This window comes from Vibrio sp. 10N.286.48.C11, from assembly GCF_041469805.1.
GTDB lineage: Bacteria > Pseudomonadota > Gammaproteobacteria > Enterobacterales > Vibrionaceae > Vibrio > Vibrio crassostreae_C.
This window is the reverse complement of the sequence record NZ_JBFRLK010000053.1, coordinates 34,513-53,203: the sequence shown is the minus strand read 5'-3', so window position 1 is coordinate 53,203 and position 18,691 is coordinate 34,513. Positions and strand designations below refer to the sequence as shown.

At 43.6% G+C, this 18,691-nt stretch carries 14 protein-coding genes and 1 other annotated feature; of the genes, 9 read left to right on the top strand and 5 right to left on the bottom strand.

Features of this window, described 5'->3' with window-relative positions; all coding sequences use genetic code 11:
* Positions 1–341: 341 nt before the first annotated feature.
* The 3 genes from clpB to rluD all read right to left on the bottom strand — a co-directional run bounded on the left by clpB (position 342) and on the right by rluD (position 4,775).
* On the bottom strand, positions 342–2,915 hold the full coding sequence (clpB, locus tag AB4209_RS14740) for an ATP-dependent chaperone ClpB (RefSeq protein ID WP_372056316.1): 2,574 nt from the start codon (positions 2,913–2,915) through the stop codon (positions 342–344).
* Positions 2,916–3,057: 142 nt separating this feature from the next.
* Positions 3,058–3,798 (bottom strand): peptidoglycan editing factor PgeF, encoded by a 741-nt coding sequence (gene pgeF / locus AB4209_RS14735; RefSeq protein WP_372056314.1) that lies wholly within the window; start codon positions 3,796–3,798, stop codon positions 3,058–3,060.
* A 2-nt stretch (positions 3,799–3,800) separates the two neighbouring features.
* Entirely contained in the window at positions 3,801–4,775 is a 975-nt protein-coding gene (rluD, locus tag AB4209_RS14730; protein WP_017059364.1) for a 23S rRNA pseudouridine(1911/1915/1917) synthase RluD, read from the bottom strand.
* 137 nt (positions 4,776–4,912) lie between these two features.
* Between rluD and AB4209_RS14725 the strand changes: the two genes are divergently transcribed.
* The 6 genes from AB4209_RS14725 to yjjX all read left to right on the top strand — a co-directional run bounded on the left by AB4209_RS14725 (position 4,913) and on the right by yjjX (position 12,597).
* Positions 4,913–5,641, top strand: coding sequence for an outer membrane protein assembly factor BamD (locus tag AB4209_RS14725; protein WP_017059363.1), 729 nt, complete (start codon positions 4,913–4,915; stop codon positions 5,639–5,641).
* Positions 5,642–5,782: 141 nt separating this feature from the next.
* A complete protein-coding gene (locus AB4209_RS14720; RefSeq protein WP_346762950.1) occupies positions 5,783–7,207 on the top strand; it encodes a lytic transglycosylase F in 1,425 nt (474 codons plus the stop codon).
* 438 nt (positions 7,208–7,645) lie between these two features.
* Entirely contained in the window at positions 7,646–7,981 is a 336-nt protein-coding gene (gene hpf, locus AB4209_RS14715; RefSeq protein WP_102394030.1) for a ribosome hibernation-promoting factor, HPF/YfiA family, read from the top strand.
* Between the two features lie 110 nt (positions 7,982–8,091).
* Positions 8,092–8,213: a sequence feature (Phe leader region), on the top strand.
* 12 nt (positions 8,214–8,225) lie between these two features.
* Positions 8,226–9,401, top strand: a complete 1,176-nt coding sequence (gene pheA / locus AB4209_RS14710) for a prephenate dehydratase (RefSeq protein ID WP_017059361.1) — start codon at positions 8,226–8,228, stop codon at positions 9,399–9,401.
* 333 nt (positions 9,402–9,734) lie between these two features.
* Positions 9,735–12,113 (top strand): bifunctional diguanylate cyclase/phosphodiesterase, encoded by a 2,379-nt coding sequence (locus tag AB4209_RS14705; RefSeq protein WP_017059360.1) that lies wholly within the window; start codon positions 9,735–9,737, stop codon positions 12,111–12,113.
* On the top strand, positions 12,076–12,597 hold the full coding sequence (yjjX, locus tag AB4209_RS14700) for an inosine/xanthosine triphosphatase (RefSeq protein ID WP_048606829.1): 522 nt from the start codon (positions 12,076–12,078) through the stop codon (positions 12,595–12,597). The genes AB4209_RS14705 and yjjX overlap by 38 nt, the downstream gene beginning before the upstream one ends.
* A gap of 128 nt (positions 12,598–12,725) precedes the next feature.
* Here the strand turns inward: yjjX and trpR are convergent, their stop codons facing one another.
* Both trpR and sltY read right to left on the bottom strand, forming a co-directional pair.
* On the bottom strand, positions 12,726–13,019 hold the full coding sequence (trpR, locus tag AB4209_RS14695; protein ID WP_017059358.1) for a trp operon repressor: 294 nt from the start codon (positions 13,017–13,019) through the stop codon (positions 12,726–12,728).
* 172 nt (positions 13,020–13,191) lie between these two features.
* On the bottom strand, positions 13,192–15,141 hold the full coding sequence (gene sltY / locus AB4209_RS14690) for a murein transglycosylase (protein WP_372056311.1): 1,950 nt from the start codon (positions 15,139–15,141) through the stop codon (positions 13,192–13,194).
* Between the two features lie 263 nt (positions 15,142–15,404).
* Between sltY and ettA the strand changes: the two genes are divergently transcribed.
* From ettA to AB4209_RS14675, 3 genes are all read left to right on the top strand, one after another.
* A complete protein-coding gene (gene ettA, locus AB4209_RS14685; protein WP_017071393.1) occupies positions 15,405–17,072 on the top strand; it encodes an energy-dependent translational throttle protein EttA in 1,668 nt (555 codons plus the stop codon).
* A gap of 90 nt (positions 17,073–17,162) precedes the next feature.
* Positions 17,163–17,531 (top strand): PilZ domain-containing protein, encoded by a 369-nt coding sequence (locus tag AB4209_RS14680; RefSeq protein ID WP_017062857.1) that lies wholly within the window; start codon positions 17,163–17,165, stop codon positions 17,529–17,531.
* A gap of 49 nt (positions 17,532–17,580) precedes the next feature.
* Entirely contained in the window at positions 17,581–18,612 is a 1,032-nt protein-coding gene (locus tag AB4209_RS14675; protein ID WP_029235430.1) for a M23 family metallopeptidase, read from the top strand.
* The last annotated feature ends 79 nt before the right edge of the window (positions 18,613–18,691 follow it).

The following is an 18,691-nucleotide window of genomic DNA, read 5'->3' as shown; positions in this document are numbered from 1 at the left end:
TTAAATTGTTAAAGAGCTTTACTTGTTGAGCCTTCCTTTTAGTAAGGAGCCTCTCGAAGTGGACGGCCATTCTAGCGGATTAGATTCCAGTGTCAAACACTTTTTCCAGCTAATTTTTCAAAGCATCTTAAATGCTTATCACCGTCTTGTTACTCAGTTAAAACCGCTTGGTTATCCTTGGCAACGGAGGCGCATTATAGAGAGAATAATCCTTTGTACAAGGCTAAAAACGAAAAAAAGCCGCCACCGGCGACCGTTCGAACACTATTCACACAAAGCGTTTAAAATAGGTACGATTAAGCCTTAATTTCGGCCAATCGTACCTACCGTTCTTACTTCAACTATTGGTGAGCAATAATGCGGTCGTTGTTTACTAATAGCTGCACTTTCTTATCTGGATTAATTTTTCCTGCCAGTATCGCTTTCGCTAACGGGTTCTCGACACTTTGTTGAATCGCTCTTTTCAAAGGTCGTGCACCATATACTGGATCAAAACCAACTTGAGAAATTAACTTGAGTGCTTTATCCGAAACTTCAAGCTCATAACCATTGTCTTCCATTCTCTTCTTAAGGTGCTTAAGCTGAATAGCGGCTATCGACTGAATGTGCTCTTGACCCAATGGATGGAACACCACGCTTTCATCAACTCGGTTCAAAAACTCAGGACGGAAATGTTTACCTACCACTTCCATCACTTCATTCTTTATTCCTTGGTAGTCGAGCGTATTGAAGTTCTCTTGAATTCTCGAAGAGCCAAGGTTGGATGTCATGATCACTACCGTGTTTCTAAAATCGACTGTACGACCTTGTCCATCAGTTAAGCGTCCATCATCAAGCACCTGCAATAAGATATTGAAAACATCAGGATGCGCTTTCTCTACTTCATCTAGCAAAATCACTGAATAAGGCTTGCGACGCACTGCTTCTGTTAAGTAACCACCTTCTTCATATCCAACGTAACCCGGAGGAGCACCAACCAAACGAGCAACAGAGTGTTTCTCCATAAACTCAGACATGTCGATACGCACCATTGCATCGTCACTATCAAACATGAAGTTCGCGAGTGTTTTACACAACTCCGTTTTACCAACGCCAGTTGGACCAAGGAATAAGAAAGAGCCAATCGGCTTGTTTGGATCAGATAAACCTGCACGGCTACGACGAATCGCATTAGATACCACTTCGACAGCTTCCGCTTGACCAATAACACGCTTATGTAGAACACCTTCCATTTTAAGAAGCTTCTCTTTCTCAGCTTCTAGCATTTTAGAAACAGGGATGCCTGTTTGTTTAGATAGCACATCTGCAATTTCTGCATCCGTGACCTTATTACGCAGCAGCGTCATTTCTTGCATTTCAGCTTGAGTCGCAAGATCTAACTGCTTCTCTAATTCTGGAATTCGACCGTATTGCAATTCAGACATTCGGTTAAGATCACCAGCACGTCTCGCAAAATCCATATCCATACGTGCTTGTTCTAGCTCTGACTTGATGTGTTGCGTGCCAGAAAGCGCGGCTTTCTCTGCATTCCACACTTCTTCAAGTTCTGCGAAATCGCGTTCTTTGTCAGAAAGCTCTTCTTGTAATGTTCGAAGGCGTTTTTCACTGGCTTCATCATTTTCATTGGTAAGAGCTTGCTGCTCGATCTTCAATTGAATGATTTTACGCTCGAGCTTATCTAACGACTCAGGTTTTGAGTCGATCTGCATACGGATACTCGAAGCCGCTTCATCAATCAGATCAATCGCCTTATCTGGCAATTGGCGATCAGAAACGTATCGATGAGATAAGGTTGCCGCCGCGACAATCGCAGGGTCAGTAATTTCTACATGATGGTGAAGTTCATAGCGCTCTTTCAAACCGCGGAGAATTGCGACCGTGTCTTCCACGGTTGGCTCATCGACTATCACTTTTTGGAATCGACGCTCTAACGCAGGATCTTTCTCTATATACTGCCGATATTCATCGAGTGTGGTTGCACCTACACAGTGAAGTTCACCACGAGCCAATGCAGGTTTCAGCATATTACCCGCATCCATAGAGCCTTCACCTTTGCCCGCACCGACCATGGTGTGAATTTCATCGATGAAGAGAATGATATTGCCCTCTTCTTTCGATAATTCATTAAGAACTGATTTTAAACGTTCTTCAAATTCACCACGATATTTAGCACCGGCAATTAAAGAGCCCATATCTAACGAAAGTACACGTCGGCCTCTCAAACCTTCAGGTACTTCATTGTTAATAATACGCTGAGCCAAACCTTCGACTATCGCTGTTTTACCGACACCTGGTTCACCGATAATGACAGGGTTGTTCTTGGTGCGGCGTTGAAGTACTTGGATAGTGCGACGGATTTCGTCGTCTCGGCCAATAACAGGATCTAGCTTGCCTTGCTCTGCTCTTTCGGTCAGATCAATGGTGAACTTCTCGAGTGCTTGGCGTCTATCTTCCGCATTCGGGTCATCGACCTTCTGGCCACCGCGGACTTGTTCAATAGCTTGAGATAATTTTTGCTCGGTAAGACCTAGCTCTTTAAGTAGGTTTCCTAAAGGACCTTTGTCTTCAATAGCAGCCAGTAGGAATACTTCTGAAGATATATAACTGTCTTGACGCTTTTGCGCGACCTTATCACACAGGTTAAACAGCGTTCCCATCGCATTCGATAGCTGAACGTCACCACCGATGCCACTTACTTTAGGCACTCGGTCTAATATTTCGCTCAATTTAGAACGCAATTGAACCACATCAATATTCAGCATGGTGAGCAATGGACGAATTGCACTACCATCTTGATTAAGCAAAGACACCATTAGGTGCACAGGTTCTATATATTGGTGATCACGACCTAATGCGAGCGACTGAGCATCAGATATCGCAATTTGGAATTTACTAGTGAATCGATCGAGACGCATGCCAACCTTCCTACTCTTAGATATGTTTATCTTATGGTTAGAAGATGGATACGGTAACGCGGATTTTCAAGGGATAAGAATGAAGAATAGAGCTGATATAAAAATATAAATGAACTGGATGACTGGTTGCACTAACTAAAGGTTACTCTAACCAAATAAAAGTAGCTTGGCGTCCAGTAATACCATCACGACGATAAGAATAGAACGCATCCGCATCAGCGAAGGTACATAGATTGGAGTCTGTAACAGAAGTGACACCAACTTTGTTCAGTCTTTGCGTTGCAAGCTGAGACATATTCGCTAGCCATTTGCCCGGTTCAGCTTTGGCTTCAAATGCAAGCTTAGCTTGAGAGTCAAAACTAACGAAAGCTTCCAACACATCATCGCCTACTTCAAAAGCTTGTTTGCCTATTGCAGGACCAAGCCAAGCAATGATCTTATTCTCTGAACCTAAGTTTGAAAACTTTGCGACGGCATTTTCAAGAATTCCACCAGCAAGACCACGCCAACCAGCATGAACAGCTGCAACTTGAGTGCCTTTGGTATCAGTAAGGATTACAGGTAAGCAATCGGCTGTCATCGCAGAACAAACAACACCTTTAGCTGTGGTAAACGTACCGTCAGCATCAAGAATATCTGCCGTAGGGTGTAAAACCGTAACGACATCTGTTGAGTGAGTTTGATGTAGCCATACCGGAGCGGCAGGCATATTAGCGTATTGCTTGAGCCAGGCTCTGTTGTTTTCAACAAGAGAAGCATCATCCCCAACATGCGTACCTAGGTTTAATCCTTGATACGCACCAGTAGAAAAACCATCAAAACGTGTCGAAGCAAATGCTTTCACGTTTTTTGGTGCATTCCAGTTAGGGATGATCATCGACATGATTAAATGTCGTCTTCCAAGTTTTCGCGAGCATCAACACGTAACGCTTCAGCCATCACAACCATGTCATTTGGCACAGGAGCGTGGAACTCAACTTCTTCACCTGTAATTGGGTGAACAAATTTAAGCATAACAGCGTGTAGCGCTTGGCGATCAAAAGAACGAATCATGGTCGTTAGTTCTTCAGATGCACCTTTTGGAATACGAGCACGGCCACCGTATGCAACGTCACCTAGCAGCGGGTGCTGAAGGTATGACATGTGAACACGGATTTGGTGAGTACGACCCGTTTCTAGGCGTAGACGAATACGAGTATGCTCGCGGAAGTGCTCAGCAACACGGTAGTGAGTTACCGCTGGTTTCCCTAATTCATTTACGTCCATTAGAGTACGCTTAGTTGCGTGACGGCTAATGCCTTTTTCTACCACACCACCAGCGGTCATTTTGCCAATTGCAATTGCTTCATACTCACGAGTAATACGACGCTTAGCAAGCGCACGCACAAGACGAGTTTGAGCTGGAACCGTTTTAGCTACAACCATAAGGCCTGTTGTGTCTTTATCAAGACGGTGCACAATACCTGCACGAGGCACTTCTGCAATCTGTGGGTAATGGAAAAGCAATGCGTTTAGTATGGTTCCATCCGGTGTGCCTGCGCCTGGGTGTACAACCAGATCGCGAGGCTTATTGATAACCAATAAGTCATCATCTTCGTAGACAATGTTTAGAGGAATATCTTGTGCTTCCCAGCGCTCTTCATCTGCAAGTTCAGCTTGCAAGATGATCTCTTCACCGCCCAAAACCTTAACGCGCGGCTTTGTAATAACTTCGCCATCCACTTGGATTTTGCCGTCAAGAAGCCACTCTTTAATGCGAGAGCGAGAAAAATCGGTAAATAGTTCAGCGACAGCTTGGTCTAAACGTTGACCTAACTGGCTGCTTTTTACTGTGTCTGTTAATGTGATCTGCTGAGCCATATCGAACTTTTTTAAAAACCGTGAGACTAATACCCATTAGTATGGATAAAATAGAATAATTGCATCATTGTATCTGTTACTGGTTAGAAAGTAACGGAAGCTTACGAAATATTTAATTCAAGGAATCGACGCCTGACATGAAACACCTTACTTTATCGGGTCTATTAGCCGTATCACTCTTGGTTGGTTGTTCAAGTAGTGAAGAGATAGTGCCAGATGTACCACCATCGGTTCTCTACTCTGACGCTCAAGAATCACTGCAGAGCGGTAGCTGGCTTTCAGCAATAGAAAAGCTAGAAGCCCTAGACTCACGTTACCCATTCGGCGCCTATTCTGAGCAAGTACAGCTCGATCTGATTTACGCTTACTACAAAAATGATGACTTGGCACTTGGCCTCGCTACCATTTCACGTTTCCTACGTTTGAACCCAACGCATGAGAAACAAGACTGGGTTCTTTACATGCGCGGCTTAACGCACATGGCGCAAGACCGAAACTTCATGCACGATATTTTTAATATCGACCGTAGTGACCGAGATCCTGAACCAGTGAAACTTGCGTTTGCTGACTTCAAGCGACTACTCGAACGTTTCCCTAGTAGCCCTTATGCTGAAGATGCACAAAAACGCATGTTCGCACTTAAGAACCGCCTAGCAGAGTATGACTTAGCAACCGCTGATTTCTACCTACGCCGCGAAGCTTGGATTGCTGCGATCAACAGAACGCAAGAGCTGCAAAAAACTTACCCAGACACCATTGCTGCGCGTAAGTCTTTAGATATCCAGCTAAAAGCTTATCAACAACTCGGCCTAGATGACGCTGTGTTAAGAACAGAAAAGTTGATTGAGTTAAACCCACTACCTTAATCAAACCTCTTACATCTCAATCCTAAAAGCGCGCTAATTTACTAGCGCGCTTTTTTTTCATCTACATATCGCAAACTTGATGGATCGCATAATACACGGTATCTTCAAAAGATAACTTTTAACAAAACATCAACATGGAGTGTGGATGTGAGTAGGTTGTTATTATTTATCTGGATATCGCTATTTAGCCACTTATCCTACGCATTAGAACTGTCTCCATTAAGCAATAAGCCTTACATGGGTGACTTGGATGTGCTCAAAACCAAAGGAACGGTTAGAGTGCTAGTGTCTGCCGATCTTGGTTTCTATTACATCGAGGATGGCAAGCCAAAAGGCATCGTGGCAGAAATGCTCTACCACTTTGAGAAAAGCCTTCGTAAGAAACATCCCTACCTCAATGTTCAAGTCATCCCCGTGCAACGAGATGATCTACTTCCCTCTTTAGAGTCTGGCTATGGTGATGTCGCTGTCGCTAACCTAACGATCACCGATAAACGATTACGAACCATCGATTTTTCGGATCCGATGATTAAAGATGGTAAAGAACTCATTATCACAGGGAAAAAGGCCGAACCTATCACCGAAATCAAGCAATTGAGTGGCAAAGAGGTGTGGATACGAGCAAGCTCGAGTTACTTCGAGAGTGTACAAAGAGTTAATAAGGAGCTTAACGAGCTAGGTTTACCACCACTGCATGTCCACTTTATCGAGGAGTCATTACAAGACTACGAGCTGATAGAACTGGTTAACCAAGGTTATATACAAGGCACAATTCTGGATAACCATAAAGCCAAGCTCTGGATCGATGTAATGGAAAACATTCAAGTCCATAACGACTTACCTTTACGAGAAAATGGTCGTATTGCTTGGGCTTTAAGAAAAGACAGCCCTCAACTGAAGAAAGAGATAAACAAATACGTCAAGACCGCACGAACAGGCACCCTGCTTGGGAATGTCATCTACCAGAAATACATCGACAATACTCGCTGGTTAGGCCGAGCACTCAACCCCAATAAAGTAGACCGAGTAGCTAAACTCTCAGATGTCTTTGAAAAGTATTCGAGCAAGTATGAATTTGATCCTTTAATGATGTCAGCTCAAGGTTTCCAAGAATCAGGACTGGATCAGAGCCGGATTTCTCATCGCGGGGCTATTGGTGTGATGCAGGTATTACCGAGTACCGCCAAAGATAAAAACGTCAACATCAAGAACATCCATAAGGTGGATAACAACATCCATGCGGGTGTGAAGTATATGCGCTTTATCAAAGACCGATATTTTGACGACCCGGCAATATCACCCGACAATCAAATCTACTTTACCTTGGCTTCTTACAACGCTGGTCCTGCTAAGATCAGAAAGATGAGGAGCATTGCCAAGCAGAAAGGTTACAACCCAAACATCTGGTTTAAAAACGTAGAAATCATCACTCGCAAATACGTGAGTAAAGAACCCGTAACCTATGTTGCCAACATCAATCGTTACTTCGTAATCTATAAACAATTACAAGCTATCAATGCTATCCGAGAGGACGGCACAGCGAGATTACTGAACACTAACGACTAGGATCGCCTCCATCCCAGAGCTGGGGAGCCAAAGGTATTAGGTAAAGCTAAAAAACACAAAAGCCGCATAAGAATACTTATGCGGCTTTTGTTTATCTAATTCTGAAGAAGCTTATGTAGCGACCTATATTACAAGACCTATATTACAAGACCTATATCACAAAACACTATTGAGTAAATTTCAATCAAGCACTTTCCATAGGCTGTAGGACGCCCCTAAAAACTGATTTAATTTTTAGCGAAGCCTTGCCTCCAAGTTATCGTTTTTCATAAGGATAACAAGCATTTTTCGCCAAAAAGATACTAAGACTTGCGTAAGATCACATTTGATTTTAATGCTTATCCTACCCAACCAAAACAAGATCTAGATCACATTCTTTATTCCTAAAAGTCGTAATCTGAAGTTAACCCATGAGGGATACAACAGAGGAAAACTTCTATGAAAATGAACATCACTGGTAAAAACATCGACATTACCTCTGCAATCCGTGATCACATAGAAAGCAAATTTAAAAAGCTAGATAAATGGCAAGTAGACATCATTGGCTGCCAAGCGAGCTTTAGCGAAGAACCAAACAAGAAGAAGAAATTTGAAGCGGTACTAACCGTACCAAAAGGCCAACTTGTTGCTTCATCAATCCATGACGACCTCTACGTAGCGATCAACGAAGTAGAACAAAAACTAGAGCGTCAACTCAACAAGCTACGCCATAAACCAGAAGCGCGCCGCACTGAAAAGCCTGAAATCGAAGAGCTAGAAGCTGAAGTAGAATAAGGAAAGAGAACAGATTAAAAAATAGCGCCTCAGGGCGCTATTTTTTTGCTTGACGCTCGTAGCTCGCTTGCTTATTGTGTTTAAACATTCATAAAACAATCACTTTTTATGCACACTCAATCTTTGTTTATTTTTGACTTCTTTTTTCTTCCGTAAATCGGAGGCTAAGTCGTTTTAGAAAAACAAGTCAAAAACGAACAAGAAGCCTCCCACACTAGGGAGGCTTTTTTATAAGGACACATTTATGACTGACCGCTCAATTTCACTGGATGATATCCGCCTTCGTCTTAATGATTTAGACGACGAACTCCTGAAGTTACTTTCAGAGCGTCGCAAGCTAAGTATCGAAGTCGCTAAAAGCAAAGTAGAGACATCAAAACCAGTTCGTGATGCAGTACGAGAACAACAACTATTAGTTAAGCTGATCAACAACGGCAAAGATAAATACGAACTTGATGCGCAGTACATTACCAAGCTGTTTCACACCATCATCGAAGATTCCGTTTTACTACAACAGTCATACTTACAAAACCTAGCGAACCCGCAAAGCCGTAAACCATTGGCTCGCGTTGCATTCTTAGGTTCTAAGGGATCGTATTCTCACCTTGCGAGCCGCGAATACTTCAGCCGCAAGAATATGGAATTGATTGAGCTGAACTGTAATCACTTCAAAGAAGTCGCATCAACAGTAGAGTCTGGCCATGCCGACTACGGTGTCCTGCCGATTGAGAACACCAGTTCAGGGTCAATTAACGAGGTCTACGACCTGTTACAGCATACGACTCTATACATTGTTGGCGAACTTTCTCAACCGATTGAGCACTGCCTTGTTGCTAAAAGTGATATCCGTTTAGAAGACATCAAAACACTCTACTCGCACCCACAACCTCATCAACAATGCAGTGAGTTCTTGAGCCGCCTTAAGGGTGTCAACCTTGAGTCTTGCGCAAGCACCGCTGATGCAATGAAAAAAGTTAAAGAATTGGGTGGTAATGACGTAGCTGCTATTGGTAATGCATCGAGCGGTAAGCTTTATGGACTACAGCCAATCCAGAGCAATATTGCAAACCAAACAGAGAACCACACTCGTTTCATCGTTGTGGCGCGTAAGCCTGTTGAAGTATCGACTCAAATACCAGCGAAAACAACGCTCATCATGTCGACATCTCAAGAGGCGGGTTCTTTGGTAGAAACACTACTGATCCTGCAACGCTTAGGCATCAACATGACTAAGCTAGAATCTCGTCCTATCATGGGTAACCCTTGGGAAGAGATGTTCTATGTCGATTTAGAGGCGCATCTGGATTCAGATAATATGCAACAAGCGATAACGGAACTAACAGCCATTACTCGCCACCTTAAGGTGTTGGGTTGCTACCCAAGTGAGAACATCAAAGCGACTCAAGTTAAGTTGTCATAGCTGAAAGTGAGTATCAGCTTTTAGCTAACATAAGTATTTGGCCTACAGCAGGCCAAATACTTAAATCACCCTCTAGTCGAGTACTATTCTCGCTAAGAAAACTCACCCTAGCATGCCTGAAACACAATTCACTTGTTTCGCACATTCGGCACGCTTACTCTCTCCACTACTTGAGCCTTTCTAACAAAAACTCATTAGTGGCTTTTTTTATCAATAAAGACAAAACCTTACCCCCTTCACAGGAAATCATCGAACTACGTATAATTAATAGCGAGTAAGCATTAAGTAACATAAACTTATGCGCTTAATTTATAAATAGTGTTGTCATTAACTATGAAGCTAAGTACTAAAATCTTACTACTAATAGCCCCTGTGATACTGATCAGTACCGCGGCTTCTAGCTATATTATTTATTCGACGCAAAAAAGCAGTTTCATCAAACGCGAAGACAACGCACTTCAACTGAACATGGAAAAACTAGCCGGATACTTTCGCCAATCTCGTTCGTTCCTCAATAGCTACTCTTACACCTTGACCCAGAGTGATATGGTGAAGCGTTATTTTCTCACTGATCAAAATCTATCTCGCGATCTTGAACTGGTCAGTAATCTTCGAGAAGCCATTCATTTCCTGCAAGATGACGATGAAAGCTATACAGGTTTAGCGCTTCTTAATGGTGATCGAAAACTGCGTTATTACGCGGATAATAGCAATGACTCACGCACTCAGATTGACAGTAAGATATTGGAGTATGTTGACCTGCACTATCAAGACACCTTAGCAACATCGAGTACCAACTATATTCAAAACTCCCAAGGCGAAGGGATGTTGGTTCACTATGACAAGGTAGATAGAAAAGCGATTTTCCCAACCGTTAACAATCAACCCGACGATGTGTTCTTTGTTGTTGTCTCTGTCTCTCTCGACAAATTTAATGCGCTGAGAAAACAGATAGAGTTCGACTACCAAACCAGCTTGTTCTTCACATCCATAGCGGTTTCTTTGGAAAATGATGTTACTCACTCAGTCAAGCTTGCACCAGAACTGTACGCCACGGTCGATCCGGCGCAATTCCTGTTGGAAAACAAGCTCGATTCAATTTGGAACAAGCTGAGTTTGTCGTTTGCACTGTCTGCGTTTGTAACTGTCGCTCTGCTACTCATGCTTCTGTCTCGCACTGTGATTACTCCAATAACACGGCTCGATCGACAGCTACAGCAAGTCGAAAAAAAACAACGTAAGAACATTGAACGCTTAGGCACTCGTGACGAGCTTGGCCGCCTATCACAGCGTTTTTATGACATGTATCAAGAGCTAGACAACACCTACCAGCAAACCAAGCTCTTGGCCGAAAATGATCAGTTAACTCAAATAGCCAATAGGCATCAGTTTCAAACCTTCGTTCAGCAATCGTTGCCAAAACCGAGTTCGAATACTGAAACCTGGGTTCTCTATTTTGACTTGGACAACTTCAAGTTTGTGAACGACAAATACGGGCATCAAATCGGCGACTCGATTCTGGTTTCTTTTGCTCAGCGTATTTCAGATATTTGTCGTCACTATAAAGAGGAATTCGACGCTCATTGTATGCCAGCCCGACTTTCTGGAGACGAGTTCGTTGTCTACATTAACGCTCCTAGTCACCGAGGAAATGTCGCGCATCGATTCTCGAACGATTTGCTCACTCCACTGCAAAAAGGCTTTGTCACCGAATCAGGCAGCTTTCCGATCACGGTCAGTATTGGTATTGCGACCTACCCTAATGATGGCAACTCAATCGAGAAGCTTCTGTCCAACGCGGATACTGCGATGTACCAAGCCAAGCGTGCCGGTAAAAACCAATTTGCTGACTATTCACGGGATTTAGACAAAGCCATTCAGCGCCAAGCAGACATTGAACGTGCGCTTAGAGGTAAGAATTTTGATGATGAATTCAGGCTCGTTTACATGCCCTACATGGATTCTACCGGGACTGATGTTATTGGCGTTGAGGTGTTATTACGTTGGAATTCAAAGCAACTTGGTTTGGTTCCACCGGATGAGTTCATTCCAATAGCCGAACAAACCGGGCTGTTCGAACATGTTGACCGCTGGGTAATACAGAATGCGTTTGCTTCATTCCATCGACTTCAGACTCAATTTGATCACTCGATTCAATTGTCGATCAACTTATCTTCTGCTGGCATTGAAACCACTCACCTTGCGGGTTTCATTAAAGAACACGCGGAGTTAAATCGAATTCCACCAAGCCTAATCGATTTTGAAATCACTGAAACCTTTTACTCAAACTCAGAAGGCTTCCCATTGCTGAATGAGCTGTCATGCATGGGTTATCGACTGGCGATTGATGACTTTGGTTCCGGTTACACCTCTATCACTCAACTGGTGCAGTATCCAACTCAGAAAATTAAATTGGATAAAGCGTTTTTGGATACCTTAATTGAAACCGATAACCAGAACATCGTAAAACCAGTTATCGGGTTGTGTCATGCTCAGGGGAAAAAGGTCACCGCCGAAGGGATTGAAACTCAAGACATGCACCAGTGGTTACAGGATGCACAGTGCGATATGCTGCAAGGCTATTACTTTGGTAAACCCATGCCACTAGAAGAGTTGAGTGACTGGTACCGACAACATCAACTCAATCTAATCGACAACAAAAAGAATCCGACACATGAAATCTGTAATCATCGCATCGCTGAACCCAGCTAAAATAAACGCCGTTAAAAGTGCGTTCTTATCTGCTTTTCCTGATACTGAATTTGATTTCAAAGGCATCAGCGTCCCTAGTGGTGTCGCCGATCAACCGATGAGCAATGATGAAACCTATCAAGGTGCCGTGAATCGAGTTCACAACGCAACTCAAGCTCAGCCTGATGCAGACTTCTATGTTGGTCTAGAAGCGGGAATAGAAACAAACGTCACCTTTGCCTGGATGGTGATCGAAGCGAATGGCCAACGTGGCGAGTCTCGTTCAGCAAGTCTGATGCTGCCACCAGCCGTGCTTGAGAAACTAGAGCATGCAAACGAGTTAGGGGATGTGATGGATGAAGTGTTTGGTACCGACAATATCAAACAGAAAGGTGGTGCCATTGGCCTACTGACACATAACCAATTGTCACGCAGTTCGGTCTATCATCAAGCTTTAATTTTGGCTCTGATCCCATTTGTGAATCCTGAACACTTTCCTATTTAGTATTTGAGGCTTCCTTAAACTTCAAAAGATTCCAAGAACAATCTTCAGAAACAAAAAACGCTAACATCCAGTTAGCGTTTTTTATCGAATTCGTATTCATACTATCGCGTGATAGCTTAATTCCATTATTACTTTAGCAATAGGTCGGCGATCACGACTTTCTCTTGCTCAGATTTGGCCTTTAGCTCATTTGAGCCTCTGGTTATCGTCGCTACGCCTACGCCCAGCATTTGACTCACCTGTCGTTGAGACATATCGCCTTTCATCAGCTCACAGAAGATATTAATTCGAGCAACCAGAGCATCTCGCTCGTCTGGTGTCATCATCATAGTCAACAACAGCTCGTGCTGATCTTTTTCGACAGCCGTCTTTACCAAGTCCATCAGTTGTTGCCAATTATCATATTCAGGTTGTGATGCCATATCTCTACACTTACTTTTAAATTCTGACTTTAAAGAGTCGCTTAACGATTGAAAGCGTTTAACACTTTATACCGAAACACTTGATGCGATCCAATGTAAAAAGGCAGTAAGTGGAAATGGTTAGCACTCACTGCCTTTATTCTTACTCAGTTTCGGGCCAAATGCCGAAGGCTTAGTATTTCGTTTTTGCCTCATGGGGCGCTAAAAACGTCCCTTTCTCACCCAAGATATCTCGATAGTAGGTCTCAAACATCAAGATATTCTGAACGTAGCCACGTGTCTCTTTGAATGGGATCATTTCGATAAATGCAAAGGCATCGAGCTTTTCATCGCTGCGTGAACGCCACTGTTTCACACGGCTAGGTCCAGCATTATAAGCCGCAAACGCAAAGATACGGTTGTCATCATATTGAGCGAGTAAACCATCTAAGTAGTGACTGCCAATCTCAATGTTTTTGCCGACATCATAAAGATCATCGCTGCCCTGATACTTAATCTTATGTTTGTTCGCTGTGTATTGCGCCGTCTTGGGCATAATTTGCATAATGCCACGCGCGCCAACTGGAGAGCGAGCTTCTGAATCCATCGCACTCTCTTGTCTTGCTAAAGACATCAAAGTGATTGGATCGAGATCGTGCTTTTCAGCGTAGAAGTTAAACCACCACTTATGAGCAACAGGGAAGCGCAGCGCAATGTTATCCCACATCTTCGCAGAGATACTCGCTGTTACGGTAAAGTGATTCCAACGCTGTGTCGCAGCGTAAGCGGCAAGCATCTCTTTTTGCTCTTTATCTGCATTGGTCAGTAACCAGCGCCATTCACTTTTCGCTGCCGCAATTTTGTCTCGGTCAATCAGTTCACCAATACGCACCAAAGAGGTGTCGAATGGCTTCACTGTTTCAGCATTGTATTTAAGTGTCGATGTTGGATATTGAACTGGCTTACCTAACTGCTTAGCCGCAGCCACACTGTAGAAATTACGCTGACCCAAGATATCTGACAGTCGCTTATTGCCTTTGTCAGTATCGCCCGTCGCGATTTCAGCTCTGCCCTGCCAATATTGCCAACGAAGCGAAGCCTGATGTTTATCATCCAAGCGCGCTATCCACTCTTTCAAACCCGTCCAATCGGCATGTTGAATTGCTAAGCGAGCACGTCGTTCCAGCAGAACTTGCTTTGATGAACTCGCGAGCATTTTGTCGCGCCACACCATTAACTCTTCAGAGTCGGTGTTGATCAGACGAAACGTTAGGTAATCAGCGAGCTCTTGAGATTTCTCTTTCGAAAACTTCTGAGCCTTGATGACATCATCAAACACCTTTTGAGCACTGCTTGATGATTTCCTTGCTAGCTTCTCGAAAGCAAACTCGGTTTGAGCTTGGTAGAATTCATTCGCTGGATGTTTTTTAGCAAACGCGAGTACATTTTCAGGCTTGTTGTACAACGCCTTCATCTGCTTCGCTTGAGCAATTGACTCATCATGATCCAATTGCTTAATCAGATAGCTCATTAACTTACCGTTACGGCCCTCGAACGCTAGCAGCATTCTATCCAGAATCAGCTCATCAGTTCTTAGCCCAGCTTGATCCCAGCTTTTAAATAAAGGGTCACAAGCGTCATCAACACCACTACCACTCAACCAAAGTTGTTTAGCTCCTTTAAAGGCAAGCTCTTGGTTACCTTGCTCGTAATGCGCTCGATAATAAATACATTGGTATTTTTCACCGACAGGCTCTTTGGTTTGAAACTCAAAGATCGTCTTCCACTGTTTTTGAGAAGCCAATGAGTCCAAATAAGGTGCGCGCATTCGATTGGAGAAAGGCAATGCCTTGTTCTCTTCAATGAAAGCATCGACCTCAGCAGGTGTGCGATCACCTAAGCCAATCAGAAAGGCCCGATAATCGGTGTAAGGTGTTAAAGGGTATGTTTGAATTTTGTTACGCAGCGCGGAGTAAGCTTTTAGATCACGGCTGTCTAAAACCTCTTGCGCTTTGTCATAAACGTCACGCTGCATTTCAAGCTCGGATGCATTGCTAGCCATAGCGACCGGAGCCAGTGAAACCGAAGACAAAATTGCCGATGCAGCCACAGCAATTTTCGTATTACCAATGCGGAAAAACATTCGCTCTTTCCTTAGTGCGTGTATGAATACGTGAAGTCTATTTACGCCCGACATCACATCAAATGTAAAGGATTTGAGTGTAAATATTATTAATATTTAACACTTCGCCTCAGAAGCCCATTAAATATAGTTTTAATGACCAATGTGACAATAATAGGTAAGGATTAGTTCAAGAGTGGCTTTTCTGCCCTAGGAGTAACATCTTTGAGGATATTGGTATAAAATAGCAGACAATTTTGAACAATAATTAGGATCGATCGGCAATGGCTGAATACGTATATACCATGTCTCGGGTGAGCAAAACTGTTCCACCTAAGCGTCAAATTCTTAAAGACATTTCTCTTAGCTTTTTTCCTGGCGCTAAAATCGGTGTTTTGGGTCTAAATGGTTCAGGTAAATCTACCCTACTACGTATCATGGCTGGTATTGATACTGATATTGATGGTGAAGCACGTGCACAACAAGGTCTTAAAGTAGGTTACCTACCGCAAGAACCTGTACTAGACGAATCAAAAACGGTTCGTGAAATCGTAGAAGAAGCGGTTTCTGACGTTGCTGACGCACTTAAGCGTATCGATGCAGTTTACGCAGCTTACGCAGAACCAGATGCAGATTTCGATGCACTTGCTAAAGAGCAAGGCGAACTAGAAGCACTGATTCAAGCAAAAGACGGTCACAACTTAGAGACAGCTCTAGAGCGTGCTGCTGATGCACTTCGTCTTCCAGAGTGGGATGCGAAAATTGAATTCCTATCAGGTGGTGAGCGTCGTCGTGTTGCTATCTGTCGTCTACTTCTTGAAAAGCCAGACATGCTGCTTCTTGATGAACCAACCAACCACTTGGATGCAGAATCAGTAGCATGGCTTGAGCACTTCCTTGTTGATTACAGTGGTACTGTTGTGGCGATTACCCACGACCGTTACTTCCTAGACAACGCAGCTGGCTGGATTCTAGAACTTGACCGTGGTGAAGGTATCCCATGGGAAGGTAACTACACGTCTTGGCTAGAGCAAAAAGACGAGCGTCTTAAGCAAGAAAAAGCGGGCGAAAGCGCACGTCAAAAGACAATCGAAAAAGAACTTGAATGGGTTCGTCAAAACCCTAAAGGCCGTCAAGCTAAGTCTAAAGCTCGTATGGCTCGTTTTGAAGAACTGACGACTGGCCAATACCAGAAGCGTAACGAAACTAACGAACTGTTCATCCCGCCAGGTGAGCGTCTAGGTGATAAAGTTCTTGAAGTGAACAACCTGACTAAATCGTTTGGTGATCGCGTTCTTATCGACGACCTATCGTTCAGCATGCCTAAGGGCGCTATCGTCGGTATCGTTGGTGCCAACGGTGCAGGTAAATCAACACTATTCAAGATGCTAAGCGGTGCAGAACAGCCAGATTCAGGTTCGGTTGTACTAGGTGAAACTGTTAAGCTTGCTTCTGTTGATCAGTTCCGTGACAGCATGGACGACACTAAGACAGTATTCCAAGAGATCTCTGAAGGCGCTGATATCATTAAGATCAACAACTTCGAAATCCCTGCGCGTGCTTACTGTTCTCGTTTCAACTTTAAAGGCAACGACCAACAGAAGATCATCGGTGAGCTTTCTGGTGGTGAGCGTAACCGTGTTCACTTAGCGAAACTGCTAAAAGCGGGCGGTAACGTACTGCTACTCGATGAGCCTACCAACGACCTTGACGTTGAAACGCTACGTGCTCTTGAAGAAGCACTGCTTGAATTCCCGGGCTGTGCAATGGTTATCTCGCATGACCGTTGGTTCCTTGACCGTATTGCGACCCATATCTTAGACTACCGTGATGAAGGTCAAGTTAACTTCTACGAAGGTAACTATACTGAGTACACTGAGTGGCTTAAGCAGACTCTAGGCGCACAAGCGGCAGAACCGCACCGTATCAAGTACAAGCGTATAGCTAAGTAAATAAGCTTGTATTTTGAACAAAGGCCGCGATAATAGCGGCCTTTGATATATCTGGCTTACGTGTAATGCATCGATATAGAGAGATTACTTATGGTTGAAAGACGTCAATTTTCACGAGTTATTTATCAAGTCCCTACTGAGATCTCACAAGGACAAGTAAATATATCAGGCTCAGTGCAAGACTTATCACTCCATGGTTTACTCATTCAATGCAATGAATCAAAACAACTTAGCCATGATGTCCCTGTTCAAGTGAGCTTTAAGCTCGAAAACAGTGATATCAATATTCAGTTAGAAGCAACGATAGTCTCTACCATCAATACCTCAATGCGTTTACGCATAGAGCATTTAGATATTGATAGTATCAGCCACCTTAAGCGACTTGTGGAGCTTAATGTTGGCGACGATGAACTGCTTTATAGAGAGATTGAACACCTTACCGACTTAGGTAGTAAGTGACATCTCCATTACCCTTTTTCTATTAGAAGCATTTAGTTAATACAGAACCATGTCTAAAAAACTATCCATTACTATTCCCTCCAGTCAGGGGGAACAGACGTTTTACTTCGGCCGTAAAGCCGTGCTCATTTGCACTACTGCCATTTTTTCAGTACCGCTATTGATTGGCGGAGCGGCGTACATGCACTTCGAGAGTAAACAAGAACTCGCACTGCAAGCGGGTGATGCCCAACAGTTGATTGAAACACTGATTGTTGAAAAAGAACAAACAGAATTTCTTTATGCTGAGCAAGTAGAAACCAACCATTCGCTATCGCAAACACTGACCGAGAAAGAAGGCACGATTCAGCTACTTGGTAAGCGTGTATTCGATGTGGAATCAGTACTGGGTCTTGCTGATGAAGATCTGCTTACCGATGATATTTCTTTAGAAGATCGCATTGATGCGGCTGCAGTCGATTCAGCAGTAAGAGCCACAATGTTCCGCTTGATTCCAAACGACAGTCCGATGGCTTATCAACGTATATCTTCTTCTTATGGTAGCCGCACTAACCCTATTTCAGGGAAACGCCATGTACATACTGGTATCGATCTAACGTGTAAGCGTGGTGAAGATATTGTCGCGCCCGCAGATGGAGTCATTGAAACGGTACGCCCAAGTAAAAAAGGCTTCGGCAACTTTATTACTATGCGTCACTCGTTTGGTTTCATGAGTTCTTATGCACACCTACAGAAGTTCAAGGTACGTAGCGGTCAGTTTGTGAGTAAAGGCGATGTGATTGCGAGCTGTGGTAACTCAGGTAACTCAACCGGCCCACACTTACATTATGAAGTACGCTTCCTTGGTCGTTCATTGAACCCTCAATACTTGATGGATTGGACACCGGAAAACTTCAACTACGTGTTCGAGAAAGAGAAAAAGGTTAAGTGGGGCCCACTAGTTCAGCTGATTGATAATGTGGTTCGCTTGCAGATCAACCTGACTAACGTGCCTTACATTAGCTCGACTATCGACACCGTATCCAGCGATGATAACCGAGTATCGAACGAGAATAACAAAGAGCCTATCGTGACTAACTAGGTTTGTTCGTTTGGCCCATGATGATCCAAATGCATTTCGCCTACTATAGGCCAGATGCAATATCGGCATTCAACACAAA